Genomic DNA, 24957 nt, shown 5'->3' on the forward strand with positions numbered 1-24957 from the left:
CCGGCCTGCGCCGGGGCGACGTTCGTAGCAGGAGAGAAAAATGACCGGCCCGATCACCACCGAACTCCACGACGACGTCCTTGTCATCATCTCGAACAACCCGCCGGTCAACGCGCTCGGCGCGGCCGTGCGGCAGGGGCTTGAGGCGGGGATCAAGCAAGGCCTCGCCAATCCGCAGGTCAAGGCGATGGTGATCCGCTGCGACGGCCGCACCTTCTTCGCCGGCGCCGACATCACCGAATTCGGCAAGCCGATGCAGGAGCCCGGCCTCCCCACCGTCGTCGACATGATCGAAGCGTCGGACAAGCCGGTCGTCGCCGCGATCCACGGCACCGCGCTCGGCGGCGGGTGCGAGGTTACGCTCGGCTGCCACTATCGCATCGCCGTGCCGAGCGCGAAGATCGGCACGCCAGAGGTCAAGCTCGGCCTGCTCCCCGGTGCCGGCGGAACGCAGCGCATCCCGCGCATCGCCGGGGTCAAGCTTGCGCTCGAAATGACCGCCAAGGGTGACCCGATCCCGGCCAAGCTCGCGCTTTCGGCCGGTTTGATCGATAGGCTCGCGGGCGAGGACAGCCTCGTCGCCGACGCGATCGCCTTCGCGCGCGACATCGCCGACACCAAGCCCCTGCCCCGCGCCCGCGATAAGGTCGCGCAGGCCGACCCCGATGCCGTCGCCGCATTCAAGAAGGACAATGCCAAGCGCTTCCGCGGCTTCGAAGCGCCCGCCGCCAACATCGCCTGCGTCGAGAAAGCCGCCGACGGATCGAGCTTCGACGAGGGCATCGCCTTCGAGCGCCAGGAATTCATGAAGCTGATGATGGGCGTGCAATCGGCAGCACAGCGCCACATCTTCTTCGCCGAGCGCCAGGCCGCCAAGATCGACGGCATCGACCCCAAGATCGCGCTGCGCGAGATCAAGCGCGTCGGCGTCATCGGCGCGGGCACGATGGGCGGCGGCATCTCGATGAACTTCCTGTCGGCGGGCATTCCGGTGACGATCGTCGAGATGGCGCAGGACGCGCTCGATCGCGGCGCGGGCACGATCCGCAAGAATTACGAGGCATCCGCCGCCAAGGGCCGCCTGAAGCCCGAGCAGGTCGAGGCGGCGATGGGCGCGCTCAACCCGACGCTCGATTTCGAGGCGCTAGCCGAGTGCGATCTCATCATCGAGGCGGTGTATGAGAATATGGACGTGAAGAAGGACATCTTCACCCGCCTCGACGCGATCGCCAAGCCCGGCGCGATCCTCGCCTCGAACACCTCCTATCTCGACATCGATGAGATCGCCTCGGTCACCAAGCGGCCCGGCGATGTGGTCGGCATGCACTTCTTCTCGCCCGCCAACGTCATGAAGCTGCTCGAGGTCGTCCGCGGCGCGCAGACCGAGGACGATGTGCTCGCGACCGTGATGGCGCTGTCGAAGACGATCAAGAAGGTCGCGGTGGTGGCAGGCGTGTGCGACGGGTTCATCGGCAACCGGATGCTCAAGCCCCGTCAGGTCGAGGCGATGAAGCTGCTGATGGAAGGCGCCACGCCCGAACAGATCGACAAGGTGCATGTCGCGTTTGGCATGCCGATGGGGCCGTTCCAGATGAGCGACCTCGCCGGCGTCGATATCGGCTGGCACCGCGATCCCAATCGGATCGAGAACATCCGCGACGCGCTCGCCGCCGAAGGGCGCTGGGGGCAGAAGACCGCCAAGGGCTTCTACGATTATGACGAGAAGCGGAACCCGACGCCCAGCCCCCGCGTGGCCGAGATCATCGAGGATTTCCGCTCGAAATCGAACCTGCAGAAGCGCGAGATCAGCGACGAGGAGATCGTCGAGAAGACGCTCTACACGATGGTCAACGAAGGCGCGCTGATCCTCGAGGAGAAGATGGCGCAGCGCGCGAGCGATATCGATGTGGTGTGGATCTACGGCTACGGATGGCCGGTCTATCGCGGCGGGCCGATGTTCTGGGCCGATACCGAGGGGCTGAAGACGATCGTCGCCGGGCTGGAGAAGCACGGCTTCGCCGTGGCGGAACTGCTCAAGTCGAAGGCGGAAAGCGGCGGCCGGTTCAATGGATGAGCAGACCGCCGTCGCCCCGGCGAAGGCCGGGGCCGCTGGGCGTGAGGCACCCGACCTGCACCACAACCGGCCGACCCCGGCCTCCGCTGGGGTGACGGTGATGCGCACCGCGCTCCAAACCGCCGCTGCGATTCGCGCGGGTGAAACCACCGCGATCGCCGAATGCGACGCCGCGATCGCCCGCATCGAAGCCGGCAACGGCGAGATCAACGCCGTCGTCGTCCACGATTTCGACCGGGCGCGCGACGCCGCGCGCGCCATCGACGCCAGCCCGAAAGATGACCGCGCGCTCCTCGGCGTGCCGATGACGGTCAAGGAAAGCTTCGACGTTGCCGGACTGGTGACGAGCTGGGGCTTCCCCGAACATGCCGACCACATCGCCACCGAAGACGCCGTCGCCGTCCAGCGCCTGAAAGCCGCCGGCGCCGTCATCCTCGGCAAGACCAACGTCCCCGTCGGCCTCGCCGACCTCCAATCCAACAACCCAATCTACGGCCGCACCCGCAACCCGCACAATCATGACCGTGTCAGCGGCGGCTCGTCAGGCGGATCGGCGGCGGCGCTCGCCGCGGGCTTCGTGCCGCTCGAATTCGGCTCCGATATCGGCGGCTCGATCCGCGTGCCCGCAGCGTTCTGCGGCGTTTGGGGTCACAAGCCGACCTTCGGCATGCTCGACACCGACGGCCATTATTTCCCGCGCACGCGCGGCGCGGCGCTCAATCTCAGCGTGATCGGCCCACTCGCGCGCGATCCCGACGATCTCGCGCTCGCGCTCGATCTGACCGCGGACCTGCCGCTCCCGAAGCCAGCCGCCCGTGACACGAGCGACTGGCGGATCCTGCTCCTGCCGCAGCATCCCCTCGCCCCCGCCGCGCATCCGATCCGCAGCGCAGTGGAGGCGATCGGCGCAGCCTTCGCCGCCGCCGGCGCGACGGTCGCTTATGAAAGCGACCTCCTCCCCGATCTCGTCGAGCAGCACGCCGATTACATGCGCATCCTCGCGGTCGCGATGGCGCGCGGCCAGCCGCCCCGCGCCGGCCCGCCCTCAACGCCGATGCCGGTGCTGCTCGATCGCCAGGCCGAATGCCGCCGCGCGTGGCGCCGCCTGTTCCGCGACTATGACGCGGTGATCGCCCCCGCCTGGGGCACCACCGCGTTCGCGCACGACGACACGCCGATCGAAACGCGCGAGGCGTGGATCGACGGCGCGCCCAGCCCGTTCGGCGCGCAGATCGCCTATCCCGGCCTCGCCACCTTCCCGCTGCTGCCCGCCACCAGCGTCCCCGTCGGCACCGACCCCGACGGCCTACCGATCGGCGTGCAGGTGATCGCCGACCGTTACGCCGACCATACCGCCATCGCCGTCGCGCGCCTCGCGCACGACCTTACTCGGAGCCGATAGATGACCCAGGATCTCGACACCTTCCGCAGCGAAACCCGCGCCTGGCTCGAAGCCAATTGCCCGCCCGAAATGCGCGAACCCGTGCGTTCCGAAAAGGACGCCAATTGGGGCGGCCGCAACCCCGATTTCCAGCCCGGCCAGAAAGAATGGATGAACGCGATGGCGTCGCGCGGCTGGACCGTGCCCGACTGGCCCAAGGCCTATGGCGGCGGCGGCCTCAACCCTGCCGAGACCAAGATCCTGCGCGAAGAAATGGCCGCAATAAAGGCACGCAATCCGCTCAATTCGTTCGGCATCTCGATGCTCGGGCCGGCGTTGCTCAAATACGGCACTGAGGAGCAGAAGCTCGAGCATCTCACCAAGATCGCCCGCGGCGAGATCCGCTGGTGCCAGGGCTATTCGGAGCCCAATGCCGGCTCGGATCTCGCTAGCCTCGCCACCTCGGCCGAAGATGCCGGCGACCATTACATCGTCAACGGGCAGAAGGTGTGGACGTCGTACGCCGACAAGGCCGACTGGATCTTCTGCCTCGTCCGCACCGACAAGAGCAGCAAGCAGGGCGGCATCAGTTTCGTATTGTTCGACATGGCGAGCGAAGGCGTCTCGACCAAGCCGATCCTGCTGATCTCGGGCTATTCGCCGTTCTGCGAAACCTTCATGGACAATGTGAAAGTGCCGAAGTCGCAGCGCATCCATGACGAGAACAAGGGCTGGGACGTCGCGAAATATCTGCTCGGGCATGAGCGCGAGATGATCTCGGGCATGGGGCTCGCGTCGAGCGGCGGCAATCCGTTGCTCGACGGCGCGATCGCGACGATCGGGCTCGATGCCGAGGGTCGGCTGGCCGACCCGCTGCTGCGCGGCGCGATCGCTATGTTCGAGGTCCGCGCGAAAGCGTTCGGGTCGATGTCCGAGCGTTTCATCGACGAATTGAAGGCCGGCCGCGCGCACCCCGCCCAGCCTTCGATGATGAAATATTACGGTACCGAGCTCAACAAGAGCCGCCATGAGCTGATGATGGCGGCGGGCGGATCGGACGCGCTCGAATGGGAGAGCGAAGGCTCGCGCGGCGGCGCCGAGGCGCGCGCCTGGCTGCGCACCAAGGCCAATTCGATCGAGGGCGGGACGAGCGAGGTCCAGCTCAACATCATCGCCAAGCGCATCCTGGAATTGCCGGCGTAAGCAACGTCGCCCCGGCGAAGGCCGGGGCCGCCGCGTTGCCGCGCGCAACGCCGCGAGTGCCCGTATCACAGCGGCCCCGGCCTTCGCCGGGGCGACGGAGTTTAGAAATGCCCCTCTATCTCAACGAAGACCAAACCGCCCTGCAGGACACCATCCGCGATTTCGTCGCGGAGCAGGCCCCCGTCAGCCACATGCGGGGCTTGCGCGACAGCAAGGACGCCGCCGGCTTCAGCCGCGACCTCTGGAAAAACTTCGCCGAAATGGGCTTCACCGGCATCCTGATCGGCGAATCCGAAGGCGGGCTCGGCCTCGGCCATGTCGAGGCGGGCGTCGTGCTCGAGGAGATCGGCCGCAACCTGTCGCCCTCGCCCTTCCTCACCACCGCGGTCGCGGCGGTCGAGGCGCTCAAGGGCACGGCGCATGCCGAGCGCTGGTTCCCCGGCATCATCACCGGCGACACCGTCGCCGCGCTGGCGATCGACGAAGGTGCCAAGCATCGCGACAGCATCGGCCTCAAGGCCGAGCGTTCGGGCAACGGCTTCAAGCTCACCGGCAAGAAGCAGTTCGTCACGCACGGCCATGTCGCCGACCTGCTGATCGTCGCCGCCCGCACCGCCGGCAGCGTCGACGATGCCGAGGGCATCACGCTGTTCGCCATCCCCAAGGACGCCGCCAACCTCACCGCCACCCCCGAGCGCCTTGCGGACGCGAGCCTCGCGGCGCGGCTCGAGTTCGACGGTGTCGAGGTCGATGCCGATGCGGTGATCGGCGAGATCGACGGCGGTCGCACCCCGCTCGAGCGGCTGCTCCGCGCCGGGCGGACCGGCGCCTCGGCCGAATTGCTCGGCGTCGGCGGCGGCGCGATGGACATGACGGTCGGCTATCTCAAGGAGCGCAAGCAGTTCGGCACGCTGATCGGCAGCTTCCAAGCGCTCCAGCATCGTGCCGCGCATCTCTATTCGGAGATGGAAGTCGCGCGCGCCGCGGTGATGAAGGCGCAGCAACTGCTCGATCTCGACAGCCCGCACGCCGACACCGCGGTGTCCGTGGCGAAAGCAATGACCGCGCTGGCGACGACGCTGTCGGTGCAGGAAGGCGTGCAGATGCACGGCGGCATCGGCATGACCGATGAGTATGACATCGGCTTCTACATGAAGCGCGCGCGCGTGCTGGCCGAGATGTTCGGCGATGCGAACTTCCATGCCGACAAGGTGGCGCGCGCGGCGGGGTACTAATCTCCCTCTCCCCTCAGGGGAGAGGGCAAGCGAGGCGAAGCCGAAGCGCGGGAGAGGGGCCGTCACGCGCACCGCCCGCCATCACACGCCCCCTCTCCCCTACCCTCTCCCCGCAAGCGGGGAGAGGGAGTAAGGACTGCTTATGACCGACCCCACCCCCGCCCAGCTGGCGCAGCAACTCGTCGACCTGCTCGACATCGAGCAAATCGACACCGACCTCTACCGCGGCCCCCGCGGCACCGACGGCTTCGGCCGCGTGTTCGGCGGACAGGTCATCGCCCAGGCGCTCCAAGCCGCGCAGCGCTCAACCGATGCCCCAAAGCAAGCCCATTCTCTCCACGCCTATTTCATGCGACCCGGCGACGAGAGCCACCCGATCCTCTACCGTGTCGTGCGCGATTTCGACGGCAAGAGCTTCGCCACCCGCCGCGTCATCGCGACGCAGCGCGGCGTGCCGATCCTCAACCTCGCCTGCTCGCTGCAAATCCCAGAGGATGGTCTCGCGCATCAGGACGCGATGCCCGACGTCCCTCCTCCCGAGGAGCTGACCAGCGACCGCGAGCTGCGCCTCGCGATGATCGAGCGCATCCCCGAGAAATTCCGCGCGATGTTCCTGCGCCCGCGCATGGTCGACATTCGCCCGGTTAGCCCACGCAGCTGGCTCGATCCGGTCCAGCAGGAGCCCCGCCAGAACAGCTGGTTCCGCGTGGTAGCCCCGATCGGCGACGATCCTGCACTGCACCGTGCCATTCTCGCTTATGCCTCGGACATGTCGCTGCTTGGCACGTCGACGCTCGCGCACGGCGTCAACTGGATGACGCACAAGTTGCAGACCGCCAGCCTCGACCATGCGCTCTGGCTGCACGAGGATTTCCGCGCCGACGACTGGCTGCTCTATGTCTGCGACAGCCCGTGGGCGGGCCATGCGCGCGGCTTCAACCGCGGCAAGATCTTCGCGCGCGACGGGCGGCTGGTGGCGAGCGTCGCGCAGGAAGGGCTGATCCGCCTGCGCGAGTGACCGCTATACCGCGGTCTTGCCATATTCCTGCTTGGTCACCGGATGGCTGCTCGACAGCCCGCCATCGACCGCGATCGCCTGCCCGTTGACGTAGCTCGCCGCATCCGACGCGAGAAACGCCGCCACTTCCGCCAGTTCCTCGGGCTGCGCCCCTCGCCGCAGCGGGTTGAGGCGGCCGATGCGGTCGGTCTTGCCCGCCTCGCGGGCATAGTCGAAGGTCGGCTTGGTCATCCCCGTCTCGGTCAGCCCGGGGCAGATCGCATTGACGCGCACGTTCGATCCCGAAAGCTGCTGCGCCGATACCATCGCAAGATTGATCACGCCCGCCTTCGACGCCGAATAGGCCGGCGACCCGGCGCCCGAGCGAATGCCCGCCACGCTCGCGGTCAGCACGATCGCGCCGCCACCGCGCTCCGCGATCTTCGGTGAGGCATGCTTGATCGCGAGGAACGGCCCGATCAGATTGACCCGCAGCACCTCGGTGATCAGCGCGACATCGGTGTCGAACAGGTTCGCCATCCCGCCCGAGATCCCGGCATTGGCGAACATCACGTCCAGCCCGCCATAATATTCGCACGCGACGTTCACCGCGCGGATCACATCGTCCTCGTTTCCCGCATCGATCTGGATCGCGTGCGCCGCGCCGCCCGCCCGGTCGATCATCGCCGCGGTTTCGTGGACCGTGTCGCTCTGGTCGGCCACGAGCACGCTGCCGCCCTCGGCCGCGAACAGCAGCGCCGTCGCGCGCCCGATCCCCGAGCCCGCGCCGGTGACGATGATCGATTTCCCGCTGAACCGTGCCATTGCATCCTCCGTCGCCCCGGCGGAGGCCGGGGCCGTTTCGTTTGAGGCACATTCGTGCCAAGCCACACACCGGCCCCGGCCTCCTCCGGGGCGACAGCGCTAGATGGTAACCCCGCCGTCGAGCACGATCGTCTGCCCGGTCATGAAGCTGCTCGCCGCACTGGCGAGGAACACGACCGCGCCCGCGATCTCCTCAGGCTCGCCGATGCGGCGCAAGGGCACCGTCTTGTTCGCCGCCTCGATCCGCTCGGGATCCTCCCACAGCGCGCGCGCGAAATCGGTCTTGATCAGCCCTGGCGCGATGCAATTGACGCGGACGTTGTCGGGCCCGAATTCATGCGCGAGATTGCGCGCGAGTTGCATGTCGGCGGCCTTCGAGATGCAGTACGCGCCGATCACGGTAGACCCGCGCAGGCCCCCGATCGAGGAGACGATGACGATGCTGCCCGATCGCCGCGCGCGCATCTCGGGCGCTACCATCGATATCAGCCAGTGGTTCGAGACGATGTTGTTGTCGAGGATCTTGCGGAACTGCTCGTCGGCGATCCCCGCCTGCGGGCCGTAATAGGGGTTGGAGGCGGCGTTACAGACGAGCACATCGATCTGCCCGAACGCCGCGCGGGTCGCGTCAACGAGGTGCTGCAGGCCCCCCTTGTCGGAGATGTTGGCGGCAACCGCAATCGCCGTGCCGTCGCCGAAGCGCGCGTTGAGCTCGGCGGCGACCGAGTCGCAGGCATCCTGCTTGCGGCTCGAGATGACGACCTTCGCACCATGCTCGGCGAGTTCGAACGCGCTGGCCTTGCCGATCCCGCGCGAGGATCCGGTGACGATGGCGACTTTGCCCGTGAGATCGAATTGCGACATGGCCTTCTTCTCCCCTCCCGCTTGCGGGAGGGGTCGGGGGTGGGCGCCCGCTCTCCTTCAAGCTGTGTTCTCGATCGTGAGCGCGAGCCCACCCCCAGCCCCTCCGGCAAGCGGGAGGGGAGGAAAACTACGCCCCCGCCTTCACCGCGAAATCCCACGCCGCATCCGCCAGCCGATACACCTCGGCCGCCGATTTCTCCGCCTGCGCGCTCGACGCTGTCCCCTCGACGATCCGCTTCTTGATCCCCTGGACGATCCCCGTCAGCCGGAAGAGGTTGTACGAGAAATACCAGTTGAGGTCAGGCACCCCGTCCCGCCCCGTCGCCGCGCAATAGCGCTCGACCATCGCCTCGATCGTCGGGATGCCAGTCTCGGGTCCAGTATGCCCGAGCACCCCCGAACGCCCCTCGGGCGCGGTCACCCAGCTCATCAGGAAATAAGAGAAATCCGCGAGCGGATCGCCGAGCGTCGACAATTCCCAGTCGAGCAACGCAATCACGCGCGGTTCGGTCTTGTGGAAGATCATATTGTCGATGCGGAAATCGCCATGCACCACCGACGTCCGCGTCTGCTCGGGCACGGTGCGGCCGAGATAGTCGATTAGCTTTTCGACCTGCGGCATAGGCTCGGTCTCGGACGCGCGATACTGCTTGGTCCAGCGCGCGACCTGGCGCTCGAAATAATTGCCCGGCCGCCCGTACTCGCCCAGCCCCGCCGCAACATGGTCGGTATTATGCAACGCCGCGAGCGTGTCGCACATCGCGTTGTAGACGCCCGTCCGCTCGTCGGGCGTGTAGTCGGGCAAGGTGCCGTCCCACAGATTGCGCCCATCGGCGAATCCCATCACGTAGAAATCGGTGCCGATCACCGCGGGATCGGTGCACAGCCCATAAGGCTTGGCGACCGGGAAACCCGTCGGATACAGACCCGCGATCACCCGATACTCCCGGTCGACCGCATGCGCCGAGGGCAGCAGCACGCCCATCGGCTTGCGCCGCAGCACATAGGTGCCCGAGGGCGATTCGATCTTGAAGGTCGGGTTCGACTGCCCGCCCGCGAACTTCGCGTAGGTCAGCGGCCCCACGAAGCCCTCGACATTGGCGACCATCCACGCCGTCAGCGCGGTCTCGTCGAGCCGGTCCTTCTCGGGAACCGCGATCGTCTGGGGCGCGAAATCGTCCATCACGAAAACTCGATAACGGAGCGCACGGTGTCGCCGGTGCGCAAATTGGCGAGCGCATGGTTGACGTCCTCGAGCTTGATCCGCTCGGCGACCATCGTGTCGAGGTCGAGCTTGCCGTCGAGATACATCTGCACCAGCCGCGGCAGATCGATCGGGAAGCGGGTCGAGCCCAGCAGCGAGCCTTGCAGCTTCTTGCCCGTCAGGAAGGTCGGCCCCGCGATCTTCACGTCATTGCCCGGCGCGATCATCCCGAGGATCGTCGCGGTGCCGCCGCGCCGCAGGATCGTCCAGGCGAGCTCGGCGGTGTTGGGCCGCCCCACCGCTTCGATCGCATAATGCACCCCGCCGCCTGTCATCCCGAACACCTTCTTGGCGAGATCGGCATCGTTCGAATCGAGCGTATGCGTCGCGCCGAGCTTCTCGGCGAGCGCGCGTTTGTCGGCGACCGGGTCGATCGCGATGATCTGCCCCGCCCCGGCGATCTTCGCGGCGTTGATCGCGGCGAGCCCGATCCCGCCGCAGCCAATCACCGCGACGCTTTCGCCGGGACGCAGCTGGCTATCGTTGAAGATCGAGCCCGCCCCCGTAATCACCGCGCAGCCGAGCAAAGCGGCGCGGTCGAGCGGCATTTCCTTGCTGATCGCGACGCAGGCGTTTTCGTGGACCAGCATCATCTCGGCGAACGCCGACAAATTGAGGAACGGCGCGAGCGGCGTGCCGTCTCGCAGGCTCAGTCGTGGCGGCGCGCCCTTGGGCCGCCGGGTCGAGGGATCGACGCACAGCGACGGCCGCCCGGTGACGCACATCTCGCACGCGCCGCAGAAGACCGTGAAGAAGGTGATGACGTGATCGCCGACCTTGAGATGCGCGACGTCCGAGCCGACCGCCTCGACGATCCCCGCCGCCTCGTGCCCCGGTACGGTCGGCATCGGATGCGGGAAGGCGCCATCGACGAAGTGGAGGTCGCTGCGGCACACCCCGCACGCCACGGTGCGGATCAGCACCTCGCGCGGGCCGGGGTCGGAGATCGCGACGTCGTCGATCACCAGCTCGGTGTTGGGGGCGTAGAGGATGGCTGCTTTCATCTCAACTCCGTCGCCCCGGCGAAGGCCGGGGCCGTTGCGCTCTGTGGCACGCGCCGCACGATAACCCAGCGGCCCCGGCCTGCGCCGGGGCGACGCCATTACCGCCGCACCGCATCCTTCGCCGCGACCGCCGCCGGCAGATCGGCGTACTTCCCGAACTCGTTCCGCGCGATCGCCCGGTTGTGCACCTCGTCCGGCCCATCGGCGAAGCGCAGCGTCCGCATCGCCGCCCAGTCGTGCGCCAGCGCGAAATCGCCCGAGACGCCGCCGCCGCCATGCGCCTGGATCGCATCGTCGAGGATCTTGAGCGCCATGTTGGGCGCCTGCACCTTGATCATCGCAATCTCTTGCTGCGCCGACTTGTTACCCGCTTTGTCCATCATGTCGGCGGCCTTGAGGCACAGCAGTCGCGTCATCTCGATGTCGATCCGCGCGCGCGCGATGCGCTCCTCCCACACCGATTGATCGGCGATCCGCTTGCCGAACGCGACGCGCGTCAGCAGGCGCTTGGCCATCGCTTCGATGCCCGTCTCGGCGACGCCGATCGTGCGCATGCAGTGATGGATCCGGCCCGGCCCGAGCCGCCCCTGCGCGATCTCGAACCCACGCCCCTCGCCGAGCAGGATGTTCTCGGCGGGAACGCGGACATTCTCGAGCACGACTTCGCCGTGCCCGTGCGGCGCATGGTCATAGCCATAGACCGACAGCATCCGCTTGATCGTCACGCCGGGCGCATCCATCGGCACGAGGATCTGGCTCTGCTGGCTGTGGCGCGAGGCGTCGGGGTTGGTCTTGCCCATGGTGATCGCGATCTTGCAGCGCGGATCGCCGACGCCCGACGACCACCATTTCGTGCCGTTGATGACATAGAAGTCACCGTCGCGGACGATCGAGGTTTCGATATTGGTCGCGTCGGACGATGCTACCGCGGGCTCGGTCATCAGGAAGGCCGAACGGATCTCGCCGTTCATCAGCGGGCGCAGCCAGCGCTCCTTCTGCTCAAGGGTGCCGTAGCGGTGGAGCACCTCCATATTGCCGGTATCGGGTGCCGAACAATTGAAGCATTCGCTCGCCCAGCCAACCTTGCCCATCTCCTCGGCGCATAACGCATATTCGAGGTTGGTCAGCTGCGTGCCTTCGAAGACGAACGAATCGTCGACATGGCTCTGCCCCGAATGCGGCGGCATGAAGAAATTCCACAGGCCGGCGGCCTTGGTCTTTTCCTTCATCTCCTCGATCACCGGAATGACCTTCCAGCGCTCACCGCCATGGTGCTGCTCGTCATATTCGGCCTGGCGCGGGCGGATCTGCTGGTCGATGAACCCCTTCACGCGATCCCGGAAATAGATCTCGCGTTCGCTGAAGCTGAAGTCCATCTGCTCTCTCCAATCGGGTCGTTGGGAGGCTGGGTATACCGTACCGCGTTTTCGGTAAAGCGTCTTTGGCGCGGAAAAGCCACGCATTGATCGTGCGCACAAAAGGGACTGTTTCTTCTAAAAGATGATGGTACAGGTTGCCGGATGGAGGCAAACGACACCATTCCGACCGCCGAGAGCCTGGACTCCGACACCAGCACCAAGCGCTTCCGCGCCAAGCGCGACGCGATCCTCGCCGCCGCCGCCGAGGCGATCAACGAACAGAGCGCGAAGGGGATGACCTTCGCCGATGTGGCGCGCCGCGTCGGGCTCAACACGACGAGCGTCACTTACTATTTCAAGCGCAAGGAAGACCTCGCCGCCGCCTGCTTCGAGTATACGCTCGAAAAGCTGCTGGCGATGCTCGACGAGTCGCTACTCGAACCGACGCCGCAGGCGCGCGTCGCGAAATACCTCTCGCTCAACATGACCCGCCTCGCGCGGATCCAGCGCGGCGAGGAAACCGCCTTCGCGATCCTGTCGGATCTGCGCGCGATGGAAGAGCCGGTGCTCGGCAAGTTGATGGCGGGCTGGCGCGAAGTGTTCCGCAAGACGCGCAGCCTGTGGGGCCCCGCCGTCAATCGCGCACAGACCGACCTCCACGGCGGCCGCGCGCATGTGCTGCTCGAGAACACGTTCTGGCTACCGATCTGGCTGACGCGTTACGATCCCGACCAATATGACCGCGTCGAGGAACGGCTGATGGACGTGTTCGCGCACGGCATCGCCGGACCGAAGGCGACCTGGGACCCCGAGCTGATCGACCTCGCGCATGACGAGCCCGAGCCCGGCCGCGAGGCGTTCCTGCTCGCGGCGACGCGGCTGATCAACCAGCTCGGCTATCGCGGTGCCTCGGTGCAGAAGATCGCGTCCGAGCTCAACGTCACCAAGGGCAGCTTCTACCATCATCTCGATGCCAAGGACGATCTGGTGCTCGCGTGCTACAAGCGCAGTCTCGACACCGTCGCCGATGCGCAGCGGCTCGCCGACGAGCGCGGCGGGAGCCATTGGGAGCGGCTGTCGGGGACGATCGCGACGCTGCTCGACGTCCAGTTTTCCGAGCGCGGGCCGCTACTGCGCACGACAGCGCTCTCGGGCCTGCCGACCGAATCGCGCACGCAGATGGTCGATCGCTCGAACCGCATCGCGCGCCGCTTCGCCGGGACGATGAGCGACGGCATCGCCGAGGGTTCGATCCGCCCGGTCGATCCGCTGATCGCCGCGCAGGCGCTGATGGCGATGCAGAATGCGGCGTTCGACATGCGCAAATGGGCACACACGATGACACGCGAGCGCGCGATCGGATATTATGCCTCGACGCTGGCGTTCGGCTTGTTCGACGACCGGATTTTGGATCAATAACCGTCGCCCTGGCGAGAGGCCGGGGTCGCTGAGTTTGTGGCACGGCCATCGTTTCACAACCCAGCGGCCCCGGCCTCCGCCGGGGCGACGCGCGAAACAAGGACACTCTCATGGCCGACATGGCGCGTTTCGATTGGGCTGACCCCTTCTTCCTCGACGATCAGCTCGAAGATGACGAGCGGATGATCCGCGATTCGGCGCGGGCGTACGCACAGGACAAGCTCGCCCCGCGCATCATCGACGCGTTCCAGAACGAAACCACCGATCCCGAAATCTTCCGCGAGATGGGCGCGCAAGGCCTGCTCGGGCCCACCGTTCCCGAGGATTATGGCGGGGTCGGCGCGTCCTACGTCGCCTACGGCCTCGTCGCGCGCGAGGTCGAGCGGGTCGATTCGGGCTATCGCTCGATGATGTCGGTCCAGTCGAGCCTCGTGATGTACCCGATCTTCGCCTACGGCTCGGAAGCGCAGAAGCGGAAGTATCTCCCCAAGCTGGCGAGCGGCGAATGGATCGGCTGCTTCGGCCTGACCGAGCCCGACGCCGGCTCCGACCCCGGCAGCATGACGACGCGCGCGAAGAAGATCGACGGCGGGTACCTGCTGTCGGGTGCGAAGACCTGGATCTCCAACTCGCCGATCGCCGATGTGTTCGTGATCTGGGCGAAGTCCGAGGCGCATGGCGACGGCATCCGCGGCTTCATCGTCGAAAAGGGCGCCAAGGGCCTCGCCACGCCCAAGATCGAGGGCAAGCTCAGCTTGCGCGCCTCGATCACCGGCATGATCCTGATGGACGAGATCGAACTGTCCGAGGACGCGTTGCTCCCCGACGTGCAGGGCCTGAAGGGTCCGTTCGGCTGCCTCAACCGCGCGCGCTACGGGATCAGCTGGGGCGCGCTCGGCGCGGCCGAATTCTGCTTCCATGCCGCGCGGCAATATGGGCTCGACCGCAACCAGTTCGGCACCCCGCTCGCCGGGCGCCAACTCTACCAGAAGAAGCTCGCCGACATGGAGACCGAGATCGCGCTCGGCCTGCAAGCATCGCTCCGCGTCGGTCGCCTGATGGATGCCGGCAAGTTCGCGCCCGAGATGATCTCGATCGTCAAGCGCAACAATGTCGGCAAGGCGCTCGATATCGCGCGGATGAGCCGCGACATGCACGGCGGCAACGGGATTTCGGGCGAATATCAGGTGATGCGCCACATGATGAACCTCGAAACGGTCAATACGTACGAGGGCGCGCACGACGTCCATGCGCTGATCCTCGGGCGCGCGATCACTGGGATCGCGGCGTTCTGATGGCGCGCCGCCCTTCCCGTCACCCCCGCGGAGGCGGGCGTCCCGCTTCTTCGGGCGGCGGGAAGATACGGGATTCGCGCCTTCGCGGGAATGACGGAGGATAGGATGAGCGGCCAAGCATCAGCCCCCCTCGCCGGTCTGCGGATCCTCGAAATGGCGGGGATCGGCCCCGGCCCGTTCTGCGGGATGATGCTGGCCGATCACGGCGCGGAGGTGATCCGCGTCGAGCGTCCCGGACCGCCGGGACTGACCGATCCGACGCGCGATCCGCTGCTGCGCTCCCGCCGGACGATCGCGCTCGATCTCAAAAATCCCGAAGCGGTCGCCGCGGTGCGCCGGCTCGCTGCCACGTGCGACGGGTTGATCGAAGGCTTCCGCCCCGGCGTGATGGAACGGCTCGGCCTCGGGCCCGAGCTGCTGCTCGCGGACAATCCCGCGCTGGTCTACGGCCGCATGACCGGTTGGGGGCAGACCGGTCCGCTCGCCGACGCGCCCGGCCACGACATCGATTATATCGCGATCTCGGGCACGCTCCACGCGCTCGGCGAAGCGGGGCGCAAGCCGAGCGCGCCGATCAACCTCGTCGGCGATTTCGGTGGGGGCGGGATGATGCTCGCCTTCGGAATGCTCGCCGCGATCCTGCAGGCCCAAGCGAGCGGCACGGGCCAGATCGTCGATTGCGCGATGACCGAAGGGTCGGCGGTGCTCGCCAGCATGATCTGGGGGTTTCGCGGCATGGGCCAATGGAGCGACGCGCGCGGGACGCACCTGCTCGATGGTGGCGCGCATTTCTACGACACCTATGAAACCGCCGATGGCAAATGGATCGCGGTCGGCGCGATCGAGCCGCAATTTTACGCCGCCTTGCGCCGCGTGATGCAGCTCGACGGCGCCGAATGGGACGCGCAATTCGCGCCCGCCGTCTGGCCGCGGCTCAAGCAGGAGCTCGCCTATCGCTTCAAGCAGCGCGACCGCGACGCCTGGGTCACAGCGTTCGAGGGCCACGAAGCCTGCGTCGCGCCGGTGCTCGGCTTCGAGGAGGCGGCCGCGCATCCGCACAATGTCGCGCGCCAGGCTTTCGTTACGGCGGGCGGCGTTACCCAGCCCGCCCCTGCCCCGCGCTATTCGCGTAGCGCGACGGTGCCCCCGCGCATGGCGGGCGGCACCGACAGTCACGCCATCCTGAACGAGGCCGGCTTCGACCCGGCCGAGATCGAAGCGCTGCTCGGTTAGGCGATCGCCGGCTTGCGCGCGAACACGCCGTAGCAGCCGATGATCGCATAGCAGGCAGCCGGCAGGATCATCGCGAAACGCAGGCTGCTGTGATCGGCAATCAGGCCGGTCAGCGGCGGGATGATCGCCCCGCCGACGATCGCCATCGCCAGCACGCCCGACCCTTCGGCCGCGCGCTTGCCGAGGCCTTCGCTGGCGAGGCTGAAGATCGTCGGGAACATGATCGAGTTGGTCAGCCCGATCGCGAGCAGCGACCAGCCCGAGACGAGCCCGGTGGTGTGCGTCGACAGCGCGATCAACGCGATCCCGGCGATCGCCACGCCGGCGAGCACCTTGCCCGGGGACACATACCGCAGCACCGCCGCGCCGATGAAGCGCCCGACCAGCGCGCCGCCCCAGTAGAACGGCACATGCTTGCCCGCCGCCTCGGCGCCCAGCGCCAGCGTATCGGCCTGGACGAGATAGCTCACGATCAGCGAGCCGATCGCGACTTCGGCGCCGACATAGAGGAAGATGCACAGCGTGCCGAAGCCGAAGCGCGGCAGGCGGAGCAGCCCGAATGCCTTGACGATGCTGCCCTGGTCATCGACCGCAGTCTGCAGCCGGTCGCGGCGCGTCCACACGACCGCGGCGACGATCACCAGCGCAACCGCCAACCCGATATAAGTGTGCACCACGGTCTGCGTCTCGGCGGTGCGATAGGCGTCGAGCGCCGCGCCGGTCAGCGTCTTGGGATCGATCGTCGCGAGCGAGCCGAGGATCACGATCGAGCCGACATACGGGAAGATCGTCGTGCCGAGCGAGTTGAACGCTTGCGCGAAGGTCAGCCGGCTCGACGCGGTCTTGGGCGGCCCGAGCAGCGAGATCAAAGGATTGGCGACGACCTGCACCATCGTGATGCCCGCCGCGAGCACGAACAAAGCGAGCAGGAACACCGCGAACGTGCCCGATTGCGAGGCCGGAATGAACAACAGGCAGCCCGCCGTCATCGTCAGCAGCCCGATCGACGCCGAGCGCATATAGCCCGCCTTGCGCACGACCGCCGCGGCGGGGATCGAGAAGACGAAATAGGCCGCGAAAAACGCCGATTGCACGAGCAGCGCCTGCGCGTAGCTCAGCGTGAACAGGTCCTTCAGCTTGGGGATGATCACATCGTTGAGGCTGGTGATGCCACCGAAGATGAAGAACAGGGCGAACACGAAAACCTGCAGATCGGGGGCGTTGATCCCCTTGGTCGCGATCTCGTCGGTGCCGTTCGGCGTGGCGGCATCTATGTGCATAAGCGGTCCCTAAAGTGGCCGCTTGCGCCGCCTGTCTCTCTTGGCGCCCTCCATGCCCGCGCAAAGCCCGGTCTGGCAATCCGCAGAATGCCATGCGATACTCTCCTGAGAGAACAATCCGGATCAGGAGAGTCCGCCATGGCAACCGCCGCCGTCGCTCGCGTCGAGATGTCCGAAGCCGAATGGGAAGCGCGCCAGGAGCTCGCCGCCTGTTACCGTGTCTTTGCGATGCTCGGCTGGTCGGAAATGATCTACAACCACATCACGCTGAAAATTCCCGGCGAGGATGGCGCCTTCCTGATCAACCCGTTCGGGCTGCATTTCAGCGAAGTGACCGCCTCGAGCCTGGTCAAGATCGACATCGACGGCAACAAGCTCGACGACAGCCCCTATCCGGTCAACCGCGCCGGTTTCGTCCAGCACGCGCTGTTCCATCGCCATCTGCCCGACGCGCATTGCATCATGCACACGCATACGACCGCGGGAATGGCGGTGAGCTCGCTCGAGGGCGGGCTGCGCGCGACGAATTTCTACGCGTGCAATTTCGCGGGGCAGATCGCCTATCACGATTTCGAGGGCGTGACGGTGCGCGACGAAGAGGGTGTGCGACTGCTCGAGCATCTCGGCTCCAAGCGCGTCATGCTGCTCAAGAACCACGGCATCCTGGTGATGGGTCGGACGCTGCCCGAGGCGTTCCTCAAGCATTGGTCGCTGCAGCGCGCCTGCGAAATCCAGGTCGCAACCATGTCGATGGGCACCGCGATCGAAGTCACGCCCGAAGTTGTCGCGGTGCATCAGCGCGATCTGCACATGGTGCAGATTCCGGGCGGCCCGGGCGCGGCCGACTTCGCCGCTATGGTGCGGCTCGTCGACAAGATCGACAACGGCTGGCGCGCCTGAGTTCCGACAAACCGAACCTAATCAGCAACGTACGTTATTAGCATTGCCTCCCACGCGGACGCGCCTAACCTCCGTTAGGTTCGTACCGTGTGGAGACAAAAATGCTCAAGATCCTGCTTGCCGCCGCAACGCTCTCGCTCGCCTCGGCGCCCGCCATGGCTGCGCCGTGCAAGGACGCGAAGGGGCGCTTCATGAAGTGCCCGCCAGCCAAGCCGGTCGCGACCAAGTGCCGGCTGAACGGCAAGTTCGCCAAATGCGGCACGCCCGGCGCCAAGCCTGCCTGATGCCTGTCGGGGCGGCGCCATGCCGCCCCGGGACGCTTCAGCCGAAGCGATAGCCCGACACCACCCAGCCGAGCACGACATCGCGGTAATCGCAGACTGCCGCATCGTCGCCACCGGCGCCGAGCGCGACCATCAGCGGCAGCAGATGCTCGGCCGCGGGATGCGCTAAATGCGCGTTGGGCAACGTCTCCCAGGCAGCGATGCGCGCGGCGCGCGCCACTGGATCAGGATCGGTCACCGCCGCGGTCAGCGCTGCATCCCACCCCTCGGCGACCGGCGTAACCTGCGGTCCGCGCGCGCGGAGGTTGTGGAAGCTCATCCCCGATCCGACGATCAGCACCCCTTCGTCGCGCAGCGGCGCCAGCGCGCGCCCGATCGCGATATGCGCTTCGAGGTCGAGATCGGCGCGCAGCGAAAGCTGGACGAGCGGAATATCGGCATCGGGCACCGCGACCATCATCGGGATGAACACGCCGTGATCCCAGCCGCGCTCCTCACCGTGATGCGCGATCCCCGCAGCCGCGAGCAAAGCGCTCACCCGCTGCGCGAGCGCGGGATCACCGTGCGATGGCCAGTCGAGCTGATAGGTATGCGGCGGGAAGCCGAAATAGTCGAAATCGAGCGGATGCCCGTCGCCGGTGTTGATCGCCAGTTCGGGCGTCTCCCAATGCCCCGACACGAGCAGGATCGCGCGCGGCCGTTCGGGCAGCGAGGCGACCAGCCCGGCGAGATAGGCCTGCATCGGCCGCCACATCGGATCGGGCGGACCGCCGGCCGGATCCATGAAGAAGCACGGGCCGCCGCCATGCGGGATGAAGAGCGTGGGGAGTTTCATGCAGACCTCTATCGCGCGCGGTGGCCGCGCCGACAATCGCACTGCGCGAAACGGCGCGTTTCGCGGGCGGCCTCCTCGCTTGCCCGGGAGGTCGGGCGCGGGCATGGTCGGTGCATGGTCCAGACGAGTGCCCCCTACCCTGCAACGGCGTGCGAGCGACGCGCATGACGCGCTTCACCGTCAACAACCAGCCGGTCCAGTACAAGATGGCGCCCGACACACCCTTGCTCTGGGCGCTGCGCGACGCGTCGAACCTGACCGGCACCAAATATGGCTGCGGCACGGGCGACTGCGGTGCCTGCACCGTCGATATCGATGGCGAAGCGGTGCGGTCGTGCCAGCGCACGATCGGCGCGGTCGAGGGCAGCTATGTCACGACGATCGAGGGCCTGTCTCGCGACCGGTCGCATCCGGTGCAGATGGCGTTTCTCGACAAGAACGTGGTGCAATGCGGCTTCTGCATCCCCGGCATCATCATGGCAGCGGCCGTCCTGCTCAAGAAGAACCGCAATCCGAGCGAGGACGACATTCGCGCTGGCATCACCAACCTGTGCCGCTGCGGCATCTATCCGCGACTCGTCGAGGCGATCCTGCTCGCGGCGAGCGTGCAGCGCGGCGACGAGACGATCGCGGCGCCGCCCCGCCCCGGGATCACGCCCGCCGACGCCGCGCGCGAAGTCCCGGCGCTCACCCCGCCAAGATGAGCCAAAGCTTTCGCAACGCTGTCACCCGAATTCAGCCACGGCTCATCGCGCGCAGAGCATAAGCAATTTAACGACCGGGCATGCTGTCCGGACGAAGATGAGGAAGTATCGATGCGCAAGTCTTTGCTCGCCGCGATCATGGCGGCTTCTGCGTTGATCCCCGCCGCGGCGATGGCGCAGGATAATGGCGACCGGCCGAATCGCGGCGACGGTCAAGGGCGCCGCGGCCAGCAAGAGGGGCAAGGCGAAGGCCGGCCCCAGCGCCAGGCGATCCCCGGCGCCGAAGGCCGTACCAATTGGCAGCGCTCACAAGGCCAGCAGCAGGCGCCCGCGCAGGTCCAGGCACCGGCGCAAGCCCAGCAGCAACCGCAGCAGCGCCCTGATCGCCAGGGTGGCGGCGGTCGCGACTTTGGCGGGCGTGGCGACTATCGCGGCCAGCCGCAGGGTGCACCGCCGCAGGGTGTCCCGCCCCAGGCGCAGGGCGGCGGCCAGCCCGGCTTCCAAGGCGGCCAGCCCGGCGGTCGCCCAGGCTTCGACCGCGGTCAGCGCGACGGTCGCCCCGATTTCAACGGCGGGCAACGCGACGGCCGCCAAGACTTCAACCGCGGTCCGCGCGATGGTCGTCCCGGCTTCGAAGGTGGCCCGCGCGACGGTCGCCCGGCTTTCGACCGGCAACAGCGCGGCGGTGATTTCCGCGGCAACGATCGCGGCGATCCCCGCAACGGACGCGGTGGCGATTTCCGCGGGAACGACGGGCGCTTCGGCGATCGGGGCAATGGTGGAAGCTATGCCGGCGGCTACGGCCGGGGCGACAATCGTGGCGACTGGAACCGCGATTGGCGGCGCGACAACCGCTATAACTATAACAGCTACCGCAGCCAGAACCGCAATGCCTATCACCTCCCGCGCTATTACGCGCCGTCGGGCTGGTCGGGTGGGTATCGCCGCTTCTCGGTCGGTTTCTCGCTGAGCTCGGTGCTGTTCAACCAGAATTACTGGATCGGCGACGCCGATTATTACCGCCTGCCGCCGGCCTACGGTCCGTATCGCTGGGTGCGCTATTACAACGACGCGCTGCTGGTCGATATCCGCACCGGCTACGTCGTCGACACGGTGTACGACATCTTCTGGTAAGCGCCGGAAGACCGACCTCGGGGTCCGCGGGCATTGGCCTTGCGGACCCCTTGTTTTTTAAAGCGCCAGCGACAAAGTCGCGCGCATGGCTCTCTTTGCAAAGAAACCCAACGGCGCCTCCCCGCTGCGGCGACAGTTCGGCGAAACCGTCGGGGCGCGGCTCGATGCCAATCCCGCGGTCAAGCGCTTCGCGGTCGACGGCGCGCAAATCTATCAGCACCCCGATTTCCTCGACGCTGCCACCTGCGACACGCTCGTCGCGATGATCGACGCCAACAAGCGCCGCTCGACCGTCCTCGCCGAGGAGAATATCCAGGAGTTCCGCACGAGCGAAAGCTGCGACATGGACCGCTGGTCGCCCGATGTCCGGCCGACCGACGAGGCGATCGCGCATCTGCTCGGAATCGACCCGGTGCAGGGCGAGACGATGCAGGGCCAGCGTTATGCCGTCGGCCAGCATTTCCGCGCGCATTTCGATTATTTCAACGAGAAGCAGGCCTATTGGCCGCAGATGATCGAGACCGGCGGCCAGCGCACCTGGACCGCGATGATCTACCTCAACCATGTCAAGGAAGGCGGCGCGACCTGGTTCCCGCAGATCGGCATCCGCGTCGCGCCCAAAAAGGGCCTGCTGCTCGCCTGGAACAACATGAACCGCGACGGCAGCCGCAACACCGAGACGCTCCACGAGGGGATGCCCGTGGTCACCGGGACCAAATATATCGTGACGAAATGGTTTCGCGAAGGGAAGTGGATCAAGGGCTGACGCCGGACGCTCCGATTTGCGCTCTTCGGCCAAGCGCGTAGGAGGGCGGGCAATGAACACCGTCCTCAACATCAGCCATTCGATCCTCGGACAGCCCTGGCGCTGGCGCATGCTCGAGACCGACGCACGCGACCCCGGCTTCGCGCCCGACGATCTCGTCACGCAATTGCTGCTCGCGCGCGGCTGCCCGCGCGACGCGCTCGACGCGCACAAGGCGCCGAGCATCCGCGGCTTCATGCCCGACCCCTCGATCTTCCGCGACATGGACCGCGCCGCCGACCGGCTCGCCGATGCGGTGCAGTCGGGCGAGCAACTCGCGATCTTCGGCGATTACGACGTCGATGGCGCGACGTCGGCGGCGCTGATGATCCTGCTGCTGCGCGATCTCGGGCTCGAGGCGCGGCCGTACATTCCCGACCGGATGCTCGAGGGCTATGGCCCGACCGGCCCCGCTCTGGTGCGCCTCAAGGACGAAGGCGCGACGCTGATCGTCACCGTCGATTGCGGCGCACAGGCGTTCGACGCGCTCGCCACCGCGCGCGATGCCGGAGTCGATGTGCTGGTCGTCGATCACCACAAATGCGCCGCGGCGCTTCCGCACGCGCATGCTTTGGTCAATCCCAACCGGCTCGATGAGACCGAAGGGGCAGAGCACGGCCACCTCGCCGCGGTCGGCGTCGCCTTCCTGCTCGGCGCGGCGTTGATCCGCACGTTGCGCGGTCGGGGCTATTTTGCCGACCGCGCCGAACCCAAACTGCTCGACCTGCTCGATCTGGTCGCGCTCGGCACCGTCGCCGACGTGGCGGCGCTGCGCGGCCTCAACCGCGCGTTCGTGGCCCAAGGCCTCAAGGTGATGGCGCAGCGCCGCAACATCGGGCTCAACGCGCTGATCACCGCGTCGCGCCTGACGCGCGCGCCGACCAGCACCGATCTCGGCTTCGCGCTCGGACCCAGGATCAACGCCGGCGGGCGCGTCGGCAAGTCGGATCTCGGCGTACGGCTGCTCATCACGCAAGACCCGGCCGAGGCCGAGCGAATCGCGGTCGAGCTCGATCGGCTCAACGAGGAACGCCGCGCGATCGAAGGCATCGTCCAGGAAGCCGCGGAGCTGATCGCACTCAACCAGAGCAACCGCGCAGTGCTCGTCGTCGCGGGGCATGGTTGGCACCCGGGCGTGATCGGAATCGTGGCCGGGCGACTCAAAGAAAAATACGGCCGCCCTGCCCTCGTCATCGCGCTCGACGATGCGGGGCTCGGCAAGGGCTCGGGTCGTTCGATCACGGGCGTCGATCTGGGCGCAGCAGTGCTCGCGGCGAAAGAGCAGGGCCTGCTCGTCGCTGGCGGCGGTCATGCGATGGCCGCGGGGCTGACGATCGCCGAGGACCAGGTCGATCCCTTCGCGGCCTTCCTCAGTGAGCGACTCGAAGCGGCGGTCACGCGCGCGATGGGCGACCGCGCCTTGCTGCTCGACGCAGTGCTGACCGCCGGCGGCGTCACGCCCGCTCTCGTCACCGCGATGGAGCTCGGCGGCCCCTACGGCATGGGCTGGCCGCAGCCGCGCGTCGTCGCCGGGCCAGTGCGGATCATCAAGGCCGATGTGGTCGGCAACGGCCATGTCCGCGCGATCGTCGCGGGCGATGGCGGCGGGTCGCTCAAGGCCGTCGCCTTCCGCCAGGCCGACACCGCGCTCGGCCAGGCGCTGCTCGGCGCTGCCCCGCACCGCCGCCTGTGGCTCGCCGGCCGCGCCAAGATCGACGATTGGGGCTCGCGCCCCGCGGCCGAACTCCACATCGACGACGCCGCCTGGGCCGATTGAGACGATTTCGTGCAAGAGATGGCTTGACCCGTGCCGCCAGTTTCCCTAACCGCCTCCAACCAACCGGCCACGCCGGCATGGCCCCTTCGTCTAGCGGTTAGGACGCGGCCCTTTCACGGCTGAAGCACGGGTTCGATTCCCGTAGGGGTCACCAAAGCCAAGCACACAATGGCTTGATCGCGTGCCTTCCACGAAAAAGCGCTCACCGTGCGCCCGCATTCCGTCCCACATTTTCGGCAGCCTTCAATGACCGTGATGAAGACTCCTGCCATCATTGGCCATGATCTCCAACCACTCCGCGTCATACACGTCTTCTCGACTTAACGCCGCCTCCAAAAGGCAGTCTGGACTCAAAGCTGACACCATTTGGGACTCGACTAAGCCGACACAGCCCAGAACCGACGTGATAACGCCCACTCGTCGCCTCAGACCCCGACCTTATCCCGCGCTCGTCGCGAAAAGCCGAAGGAAATAGCCGGTGAACCGCCGCGCATCACGCTCGGTCGTGTCGGGGGCATCGGGCGAGATGCCCCATAAGCGGCGATTATGCTGGGTCGTGCAAAGGCCCAGCAGCATCTGCGCCATATCGACCGGATCTTCGTCGCGCAGGCAGCCGGCGCTGATCTGGCCCCGCAGATATCCCGCCAGCGCTTGCTCGACCCGCATCGCTGCGCGTTCGTAGAAGATAGCGCCCAATTCGGGGAAGCGCCCGCTCTCCCCCGCGATCAGGCGCCACGCCGCGACCGCGTCGGGTTGCGCGGTCTTCTGGATGAACCTGCGGCAGAAGCTGAACAGCGTCGTCTCAAGGTCCGCCGAGGCGAGCAGACCGCCTTCGAGCTCCGCGCGAAACTCGGAGGTCACATCCTCGATCACGGCGGCGAACAGCTCCTCCTTCGAGCGGAAATAGCTCCACAAGGTCGCCTTCGATCCGCCCAGTTCGCTCAGCAGGCCAGACATCGACGTCGCGGCATAGCCGTCCTCGAGGAACGAGCGGCGGGCGGCGGCGACGATCGCCTGCCGCCGGTCCTGTTTGCGCGCCTCGCGCTTGCCGAGCGGCGCCGTGTTCGGTTCGATACTCATAATCGT

The 24957-nt window shown here is 66.9% G+C and carries 22 protein-coding genes and 1 tRNA gene; 15 read left to right on the top strand and 8 right to left on the bottom strand.

Annotation, left to right across the window (positions count from 1 at the left end; genetic code table 11):
- The first annotated feature begins 40 nt into the window (after positions 1-40).
- The 5 genes from EAH76_RS08495 to EAH76_RS08515 all read left to right on the top strand — a co-directional run bounded on the left by EAH76_RS08495 (position 41) and on the right by EAH76_RS08515 (position 6911).
- On the top strand, positions 41-2074 hold the full coding sequence (locus EAH76_RS08495; protein ID WP_140849804.1) for a 3-hydroxyacyl-CoA dehydrogenase NAD-binding domain-containing protein: 2034 nt from the start codon (positions 41-43) through the stop codon (positions 2072-2074).
- Positions 2075-2174: 100 nt separating this feature from the next.
- Positions 2175-3476 (top strand): amidase family protein, encoded by a 1302-nt coding sequence (locus EAH76_RS08500; protein WP_140850434.1) that lies wholly within the window; start codon positions 2175-2177, stop codon positions 3474-3476.
- Entirely contained in the window at positions 3477-4658 is a 1182-nt protein-coding gene (locus tag EAH76_RS08505) for an acyl-CoA dehydrogenase family protein (protein WP_140849805.1), read from the top strand.
- A 107-nt stretch (positions 4659-4765) separates the two neighbouring features.
- The gene (locus EAH76_RS08510) at positions 4766-5893 is read left to right on the top strand and encodes an acyl-CoA dehydrogenase family protein (RefSeq protein ID WP_140849806.1); all 1128 of its coding nucleotides are present in this window, start codon (positions 4766-4768) and stop codon (positions 5891-5893) included.
- A gap of 142 nt (positions 5894-6035) precedes the next feature.
- The gene (locus tag EAH76_RS08515; RefSeq protein WP_140849807.1) at positions 6036-6911 is read left to right on the top strand and encodes an acyl-CoA thioesterase; all 876 of its coding nucleotides are present in this window, start codon (positions 6036-6038) and stop codon (positions 6909-6911) included.
- 3 nt (positions 6912-6914) lie between these two features.
- Here the strand turns inward: EAH76_RS08515 and EAH76_RS08520 are convergent, their stop codons facing one another.
- From EAH76_RS08520 to EAH76_RS08540, 5 genes are all read right to left on the bottom strand, one after another.
- Positions 6915-7715, bottom strand: coding sequence for an SDR family NAD(P)-dependent oxidoreductase (locus EAH76_RS08520; protein WP_140849808.1), 801 nt, complete (start codon positions 7713-7715; stop codon positions 6915-6917).
- 99 nt (positions 7716-7814) lie between these two features.
- A complete protein-coding gene (locus EAH76_RS08525; protein WP_140849809.1) occupies positions 7815-8579 on the bottom strand; it encodes an SDR family NAD(P)-dependent oxidoreductase in 765 nt (254 codons plus the stop codon).
- A 127-nt stretch (positions 8580-8706) separates the two neighbouring features.
- Positions 8707-9762, bottom strand: a complete 1056-nt coding sequence (locus EAH76_RS08530) for a phosphotransferase family protein (RefSeq protein ID WP_140849810.1) — start codon at positions 9760-9762, stop codon at positions 8707-8709.
- Positions 9762-10847 (bottom strand): Zn-dependent alcohol dehydrogenase, encoded by a 1086-nt coding sequence (locus tag EAH76_RS08535; RefSeq protein WP_140849811.1) that lies wholly within the window; start codon positions 10845-10847, stop codon positions 9762-9764. Before EAH76_RS08535 ends, EAH76_RS08530 begins: the two co-directional genes overlap by 1 nt.
- Positions 10848-10945: 98 nt before the next feature.
- Entirely contained in the window at positions 10946-12223 is a 1278-nt protein-coding gene (locus EAH76_RS08540; RefSeq protein ID WP_140849812.1) for an acyl-CoA dehydrogenase family protein, read from the bottom strand.
- Between the two features lie 144 nt (positions 12224-12367).
- On the opposite strand from EAH76_RS08540, the gene EAH76_RS08545 reads away from it, so the two are divergent.
- From EAH76_RS08545 to EAH76_RS08555, 3 genes are all read left to right on the top strand, one after another.
- Positions 12368-13624: a TetR/AcrR family transcriptional regulator gene (locus EAH76_RS08545; protein ID WP_140849813.1), complete on the top strand. Its 1257-nt coding sequence runs from the start codon at positions 12368-12370 to the stop codon at positions 13622-13624.
- Positions 13625-13734: 110 nt separating this feature from the next.
- Positions 13735-14919 carry an acyl-CoA dehydrogenase gene (locus EAH76_RS08550; RefSeq protein WP_140849814.1) on the top strand — a complete coding sequence of 395 codons (1185 nt, stop codon included), beginning with the start codon at positions 13735-13737 and terminating at the stop codon, positions 14917-14919.
- Positions 14920-15024: 105 nt separating this feature from the next.
- Positions 15025-16152 (top strand): CaiB/BaiF CoA transferase family protein, encoded by a 1128-nt coding sequence (locus tag EAH76_RS08555; protein ID WP_140849815.1) that lies wholly within the window; start codon positions 15025-15027, stop codon positions 16150-16152.
- On the opposite strand, the gene EAH76_RS08560 is transcribed toward EAH76_RS08555, so the two are convergent.
- Positions 16149-17432 carry a sugar MFS transporter gene (locus tag EAH76_RS08560; protein ID WP_140849816.1) on the bottom strand — a complete coding sequence of 428 codons (1284 nt, stop codon included), beginning with the start codon at positions 17430-17432 and terminating at the stop codon, positions 16149-16151. The genes EAH76_RS08555 and EAH76_RS08560 overlap by 4 nt on opposite strands.
- Before the next feature lie 138 nt (positions 17433-17570).
- Between EAH76_RS08560 and EAH76_RS08565 the strand changes: the two genes are divergently transcribed.
- A complete protein-coding gene (locus EAH76_RS08565) occupies positions 17571-18332 on the top strand; it encodes a class II aldolase/adducin family protein (RefSeq protein WP_140849817.1) in 762 nt (253 codons plus the stop codon).
- A 101-nt stretch (positions 18333-18433) separates the two neighbouring features.
- A complete protein-coding gene (locus EAH76_RS08570; protein WP_140849818.1) occupies positions 18434-18616 on the top strand; it encodes a hypothetical protein in 183 nt (60 codons plus the stop codon).
- Between the two features lie 37 nt (positions 18617-18653).
- Here the strand turns inward: EAH76_RS08570 and EAH76_RS08575 are convergent, their stop codons facing one another.
- Positions 18654-19451, bottom strand: coding sequence for a DODA-type extradiol aromatic ring-opening family dioxygenase (locus tag EAH76_RS08575; RefSeq protein ID WP_140849819.1), 798 nt, complete (start codon positions 19449-19451; stop codon positions 18654-18656).
- Between the two features lie 164 nt (positions 19452-19615).
- On the opposite strand from EAH76_RS08575, the gene EAH76_RS08580 reads away from it, so the two are divergent.
- From EAH76_RS08580 to EAH76_RS08600, 5 genes are all read left to right on the top strand, one after another.
- On the top strand, positions 19616-20155 hold the full coding sequence (locus tag EAH76_RS08580; RefSeq protein WP_140849820.1) for a (2Fe-2S)-binding protein: 540 nt from the start codon (positions 19616-19618) through the stop codon (positions 20153-20155).
- Between the two features lie 111 nt (positions 20156-20266).
- Complete coding sequence (locus tag EAH76_RS08585) at positions 20267-21289, top strand: RcnB family protein (protein ID WP_194150958.1); 1023 nt, start codon at positions 20267-20269, stop codon at positions 21287-21289.
- 85 nt (positions 21290-21374) lie between these two features.
- A complete protein-coding gene (locus tag EAH76_RS08590; RefSeq protein WP_140849821.1) occupies positions 21375-22055 on the top strand; it encodes a prolyl hydroxylase family protein in 681 nt (226 codons plus the stop codon).
- Between the two features lie 52 nt (positions 22056-22107).
- Positions 22108-23871 carry a single-stranded-DNA-specific exonuclease RecJ gene (gene recJ, locus EAH76_RS08595; RefSeq protein ID WP_140849822.1) on the top strand — a complete coding sequence of 588 codons (1764 nt, stop codon included), beginning with the start codon at positions 22108-22110 and terminating at the stop codon, positions 23869-23871.
- A gap of 79 nt (positions 23872-23950) precedes the next feature.
- A tRNA-Glu gene (locus EAH76_RS08600) sits at positions 23951-24025 on the top strand.
- A 284-nt stretch (positions 24026-24309) separates the two neighbouring features.
- Here the strand turns inward: EAH76_RS08600 and EAH76_RS08605 are convergent.
- A complete protein-coding gene (locus EAH76_RS08605) occupies positions 24310-24951 on the bottom strand; it encodes a TetR/AcrR family transcriptional regulator (protein ID WP_140849823.1) in 642 nt (213 codons plus the stop codon).
- Positions 24952-24957: the final 6 nt, after the last annotated feature.

The organism is Sphingomonas glacialis, assembly GCF_006439055.1.
Lineage (GTDB): Bacteria > Pseudomonadota > Alphaproteobacteria > Sphingomonadales > Sphingomonadaceae > Sphingomonas > Sphingomonas glacialis_A.

What these genes read in the sequence shown, in the direction of transcription:
- EAH76_RS08495 (WP_140849804.1), top strand. Translation starts at nt 41, where the DNA reads ATGACCGGCCCGATCACCACCGAACTCCACGACGACGTCCTTGTCATC.
- EAH76_RS08500 (WP_140850434.1), top strand. Translation starts at nt 2,175, where the DNA reads ATGCGCACCGCGCTCCAAACCGCCGCTGCGATTCGCGCGGGTGAAACC.
- EAH76_RS08505 (WP_140849805.1), top strand. Translation starts at nt 3,477, where the DNA reads ATGACCCAGGATCTCGACACCTTCCGCAGCGAAACCCGCGCCTGGCTC.
- EAH76_RS08510 (WP_140849806.1), top strand. Translation starts at nt 4,766, where the DNA reads ATGCCCCTCTATCTCAACGAAGACCAAACCGCCCTGCAGGACACCATC.
- EAH76_RS08515 (WP_140849807.1), top strand. Translation starts at nt 6,036, where the DNA reads ATGACCGACCCCACCCCCGCCCAGCTGGCGCAGCAACTCGTCGACCTG.
- EAH76_RS08520 (WP_140849808.1), bottom strand. Translation starts at nt 7,715, where the DNA reads ATGGCACGGTTCAGCGGGAAATCGATCATCGTCACCGGCGCGGGCTCG.
- EAH76_RS08525 (WP_140849809.1), bottom strand. Translation starts at nt 8,579, where the DNA reads ATGTCGCAATTCGATCTCACGGGCAAAGTCGCCATCGTCACCGGATCC.
- EAH76_RS08530 (WP_140849810.1), bottom strand. Translation starts at nt 9,762, where the DNA reads ATGGACGATTTCGCGCCCCAGACGATCGCGGTTCCCGAGAAGGACCGG.
- EAH76_RS08535 (WP_140849811.1), bottom strand. Translation starts at nt 10,847, where the DNA reads ATGAAAGCAGCCATCCTCTACGCCCCCAACACCGAGCTGGTGATCGAC.
- EAH76_RS08540 (WP_140849812.1), bottom strand. Translation starts at nt 12,223, where the DNA reads ATGGACTTCAGCTTCAGCGAACGCGAGATCTATTTCCGGGATCGCGTG.
- EAH76_RS08545 (WP_140849813.1), top strand. Translation starts at nt 12,368, where the DNA reads ATGGAGGCAAACGACACCATTCCGACCGCCGAGAGCCTGGACTCCGAC.
- EAH76_RS08550 (WP_140849814.1), top strand. Translation starts at nt 13,735, where the DNA reads ATGGCCGACATGGCGCGTTTCGATTGGGCTGACCCCTTCTTCCTCGAC.
- EAH76_RS08555 (WP_140849815.1), top strand. Translation starts at nt 15,025, where the DNA reads ATGAGCGGCCAAGCATCAGCCCCCCTCGCCGGTCTGCGGATCCTCGAA.
- EAH76_RS08560 (WP_140849816.1), bottom strand. Translation starts at nt 17,432, where the DNA reads ATGCACATAGATGCCGCCACGCCGAACGGCACCGACGAGATCGCGACC.
- EAH76_RS08565 (WP_140849817.1), top strand. Translation starts at nt 17,571, where the DNA reads ATGGCAACCGCCGCCGTCGCTCGCGTCGAGATGTCCGAAGCCGAATGG.
- EAH76_RS08570 (WP_140849818.1), top strand. Translation starts at nt 18,434, where the DNA reads ATGCTCAAGATCCTGCTTGCCGCCGCAACGCTCTCGCTCGCCTCGGCG.
- EAH76_RS08575 (WP_140849819.1), bottom strand. Translation starts at nt 19,451, where the DNA reads ATGAAACTCCCCACGCTCTTCATCCCGCATGGCGGCGGCCCGTGCTTC.
- EAH76_RS08580 (WP_140849820.1), top strand. Translation starts at nt 19,616, where the DNA reads ATGACGCGCTTCACCGTCAACAACCAGCCGGTCCAGTACAAGATGGCG.
- EAH76_RS08585 (WP_194150958.1), top strand. Translation starts at nt 20,267, where the DNA reads ATGCGCAAGTCTTTGCTCGCCGCGATCATGGCGGCTTCTGCGTTGATC.
- EAH76_RS08590 (WP_140849821.1), top strand. Translation starts at nt 21,375, where the DNA reads ATGGCTCTCTTTGCAAAGAAACCCAACGGCGCCTCCCCGCTGCGGCGA.
- recJ (WP_140849822.1), top strand. Translation starts at nt 22,108, where the DNA reads ATGAACACCGTCCTCAACATCAGCCATTCGATCCTCGGACAGCCCTGG.
- EAH76_RS08605 (WP_140849823.1), bottom strand. Translation starts at nt 24,951, where the DNA reads ATGAGTATCGAACCGAACACGGCGCCGCTCGGCAAGCGCGAGGCGCGC.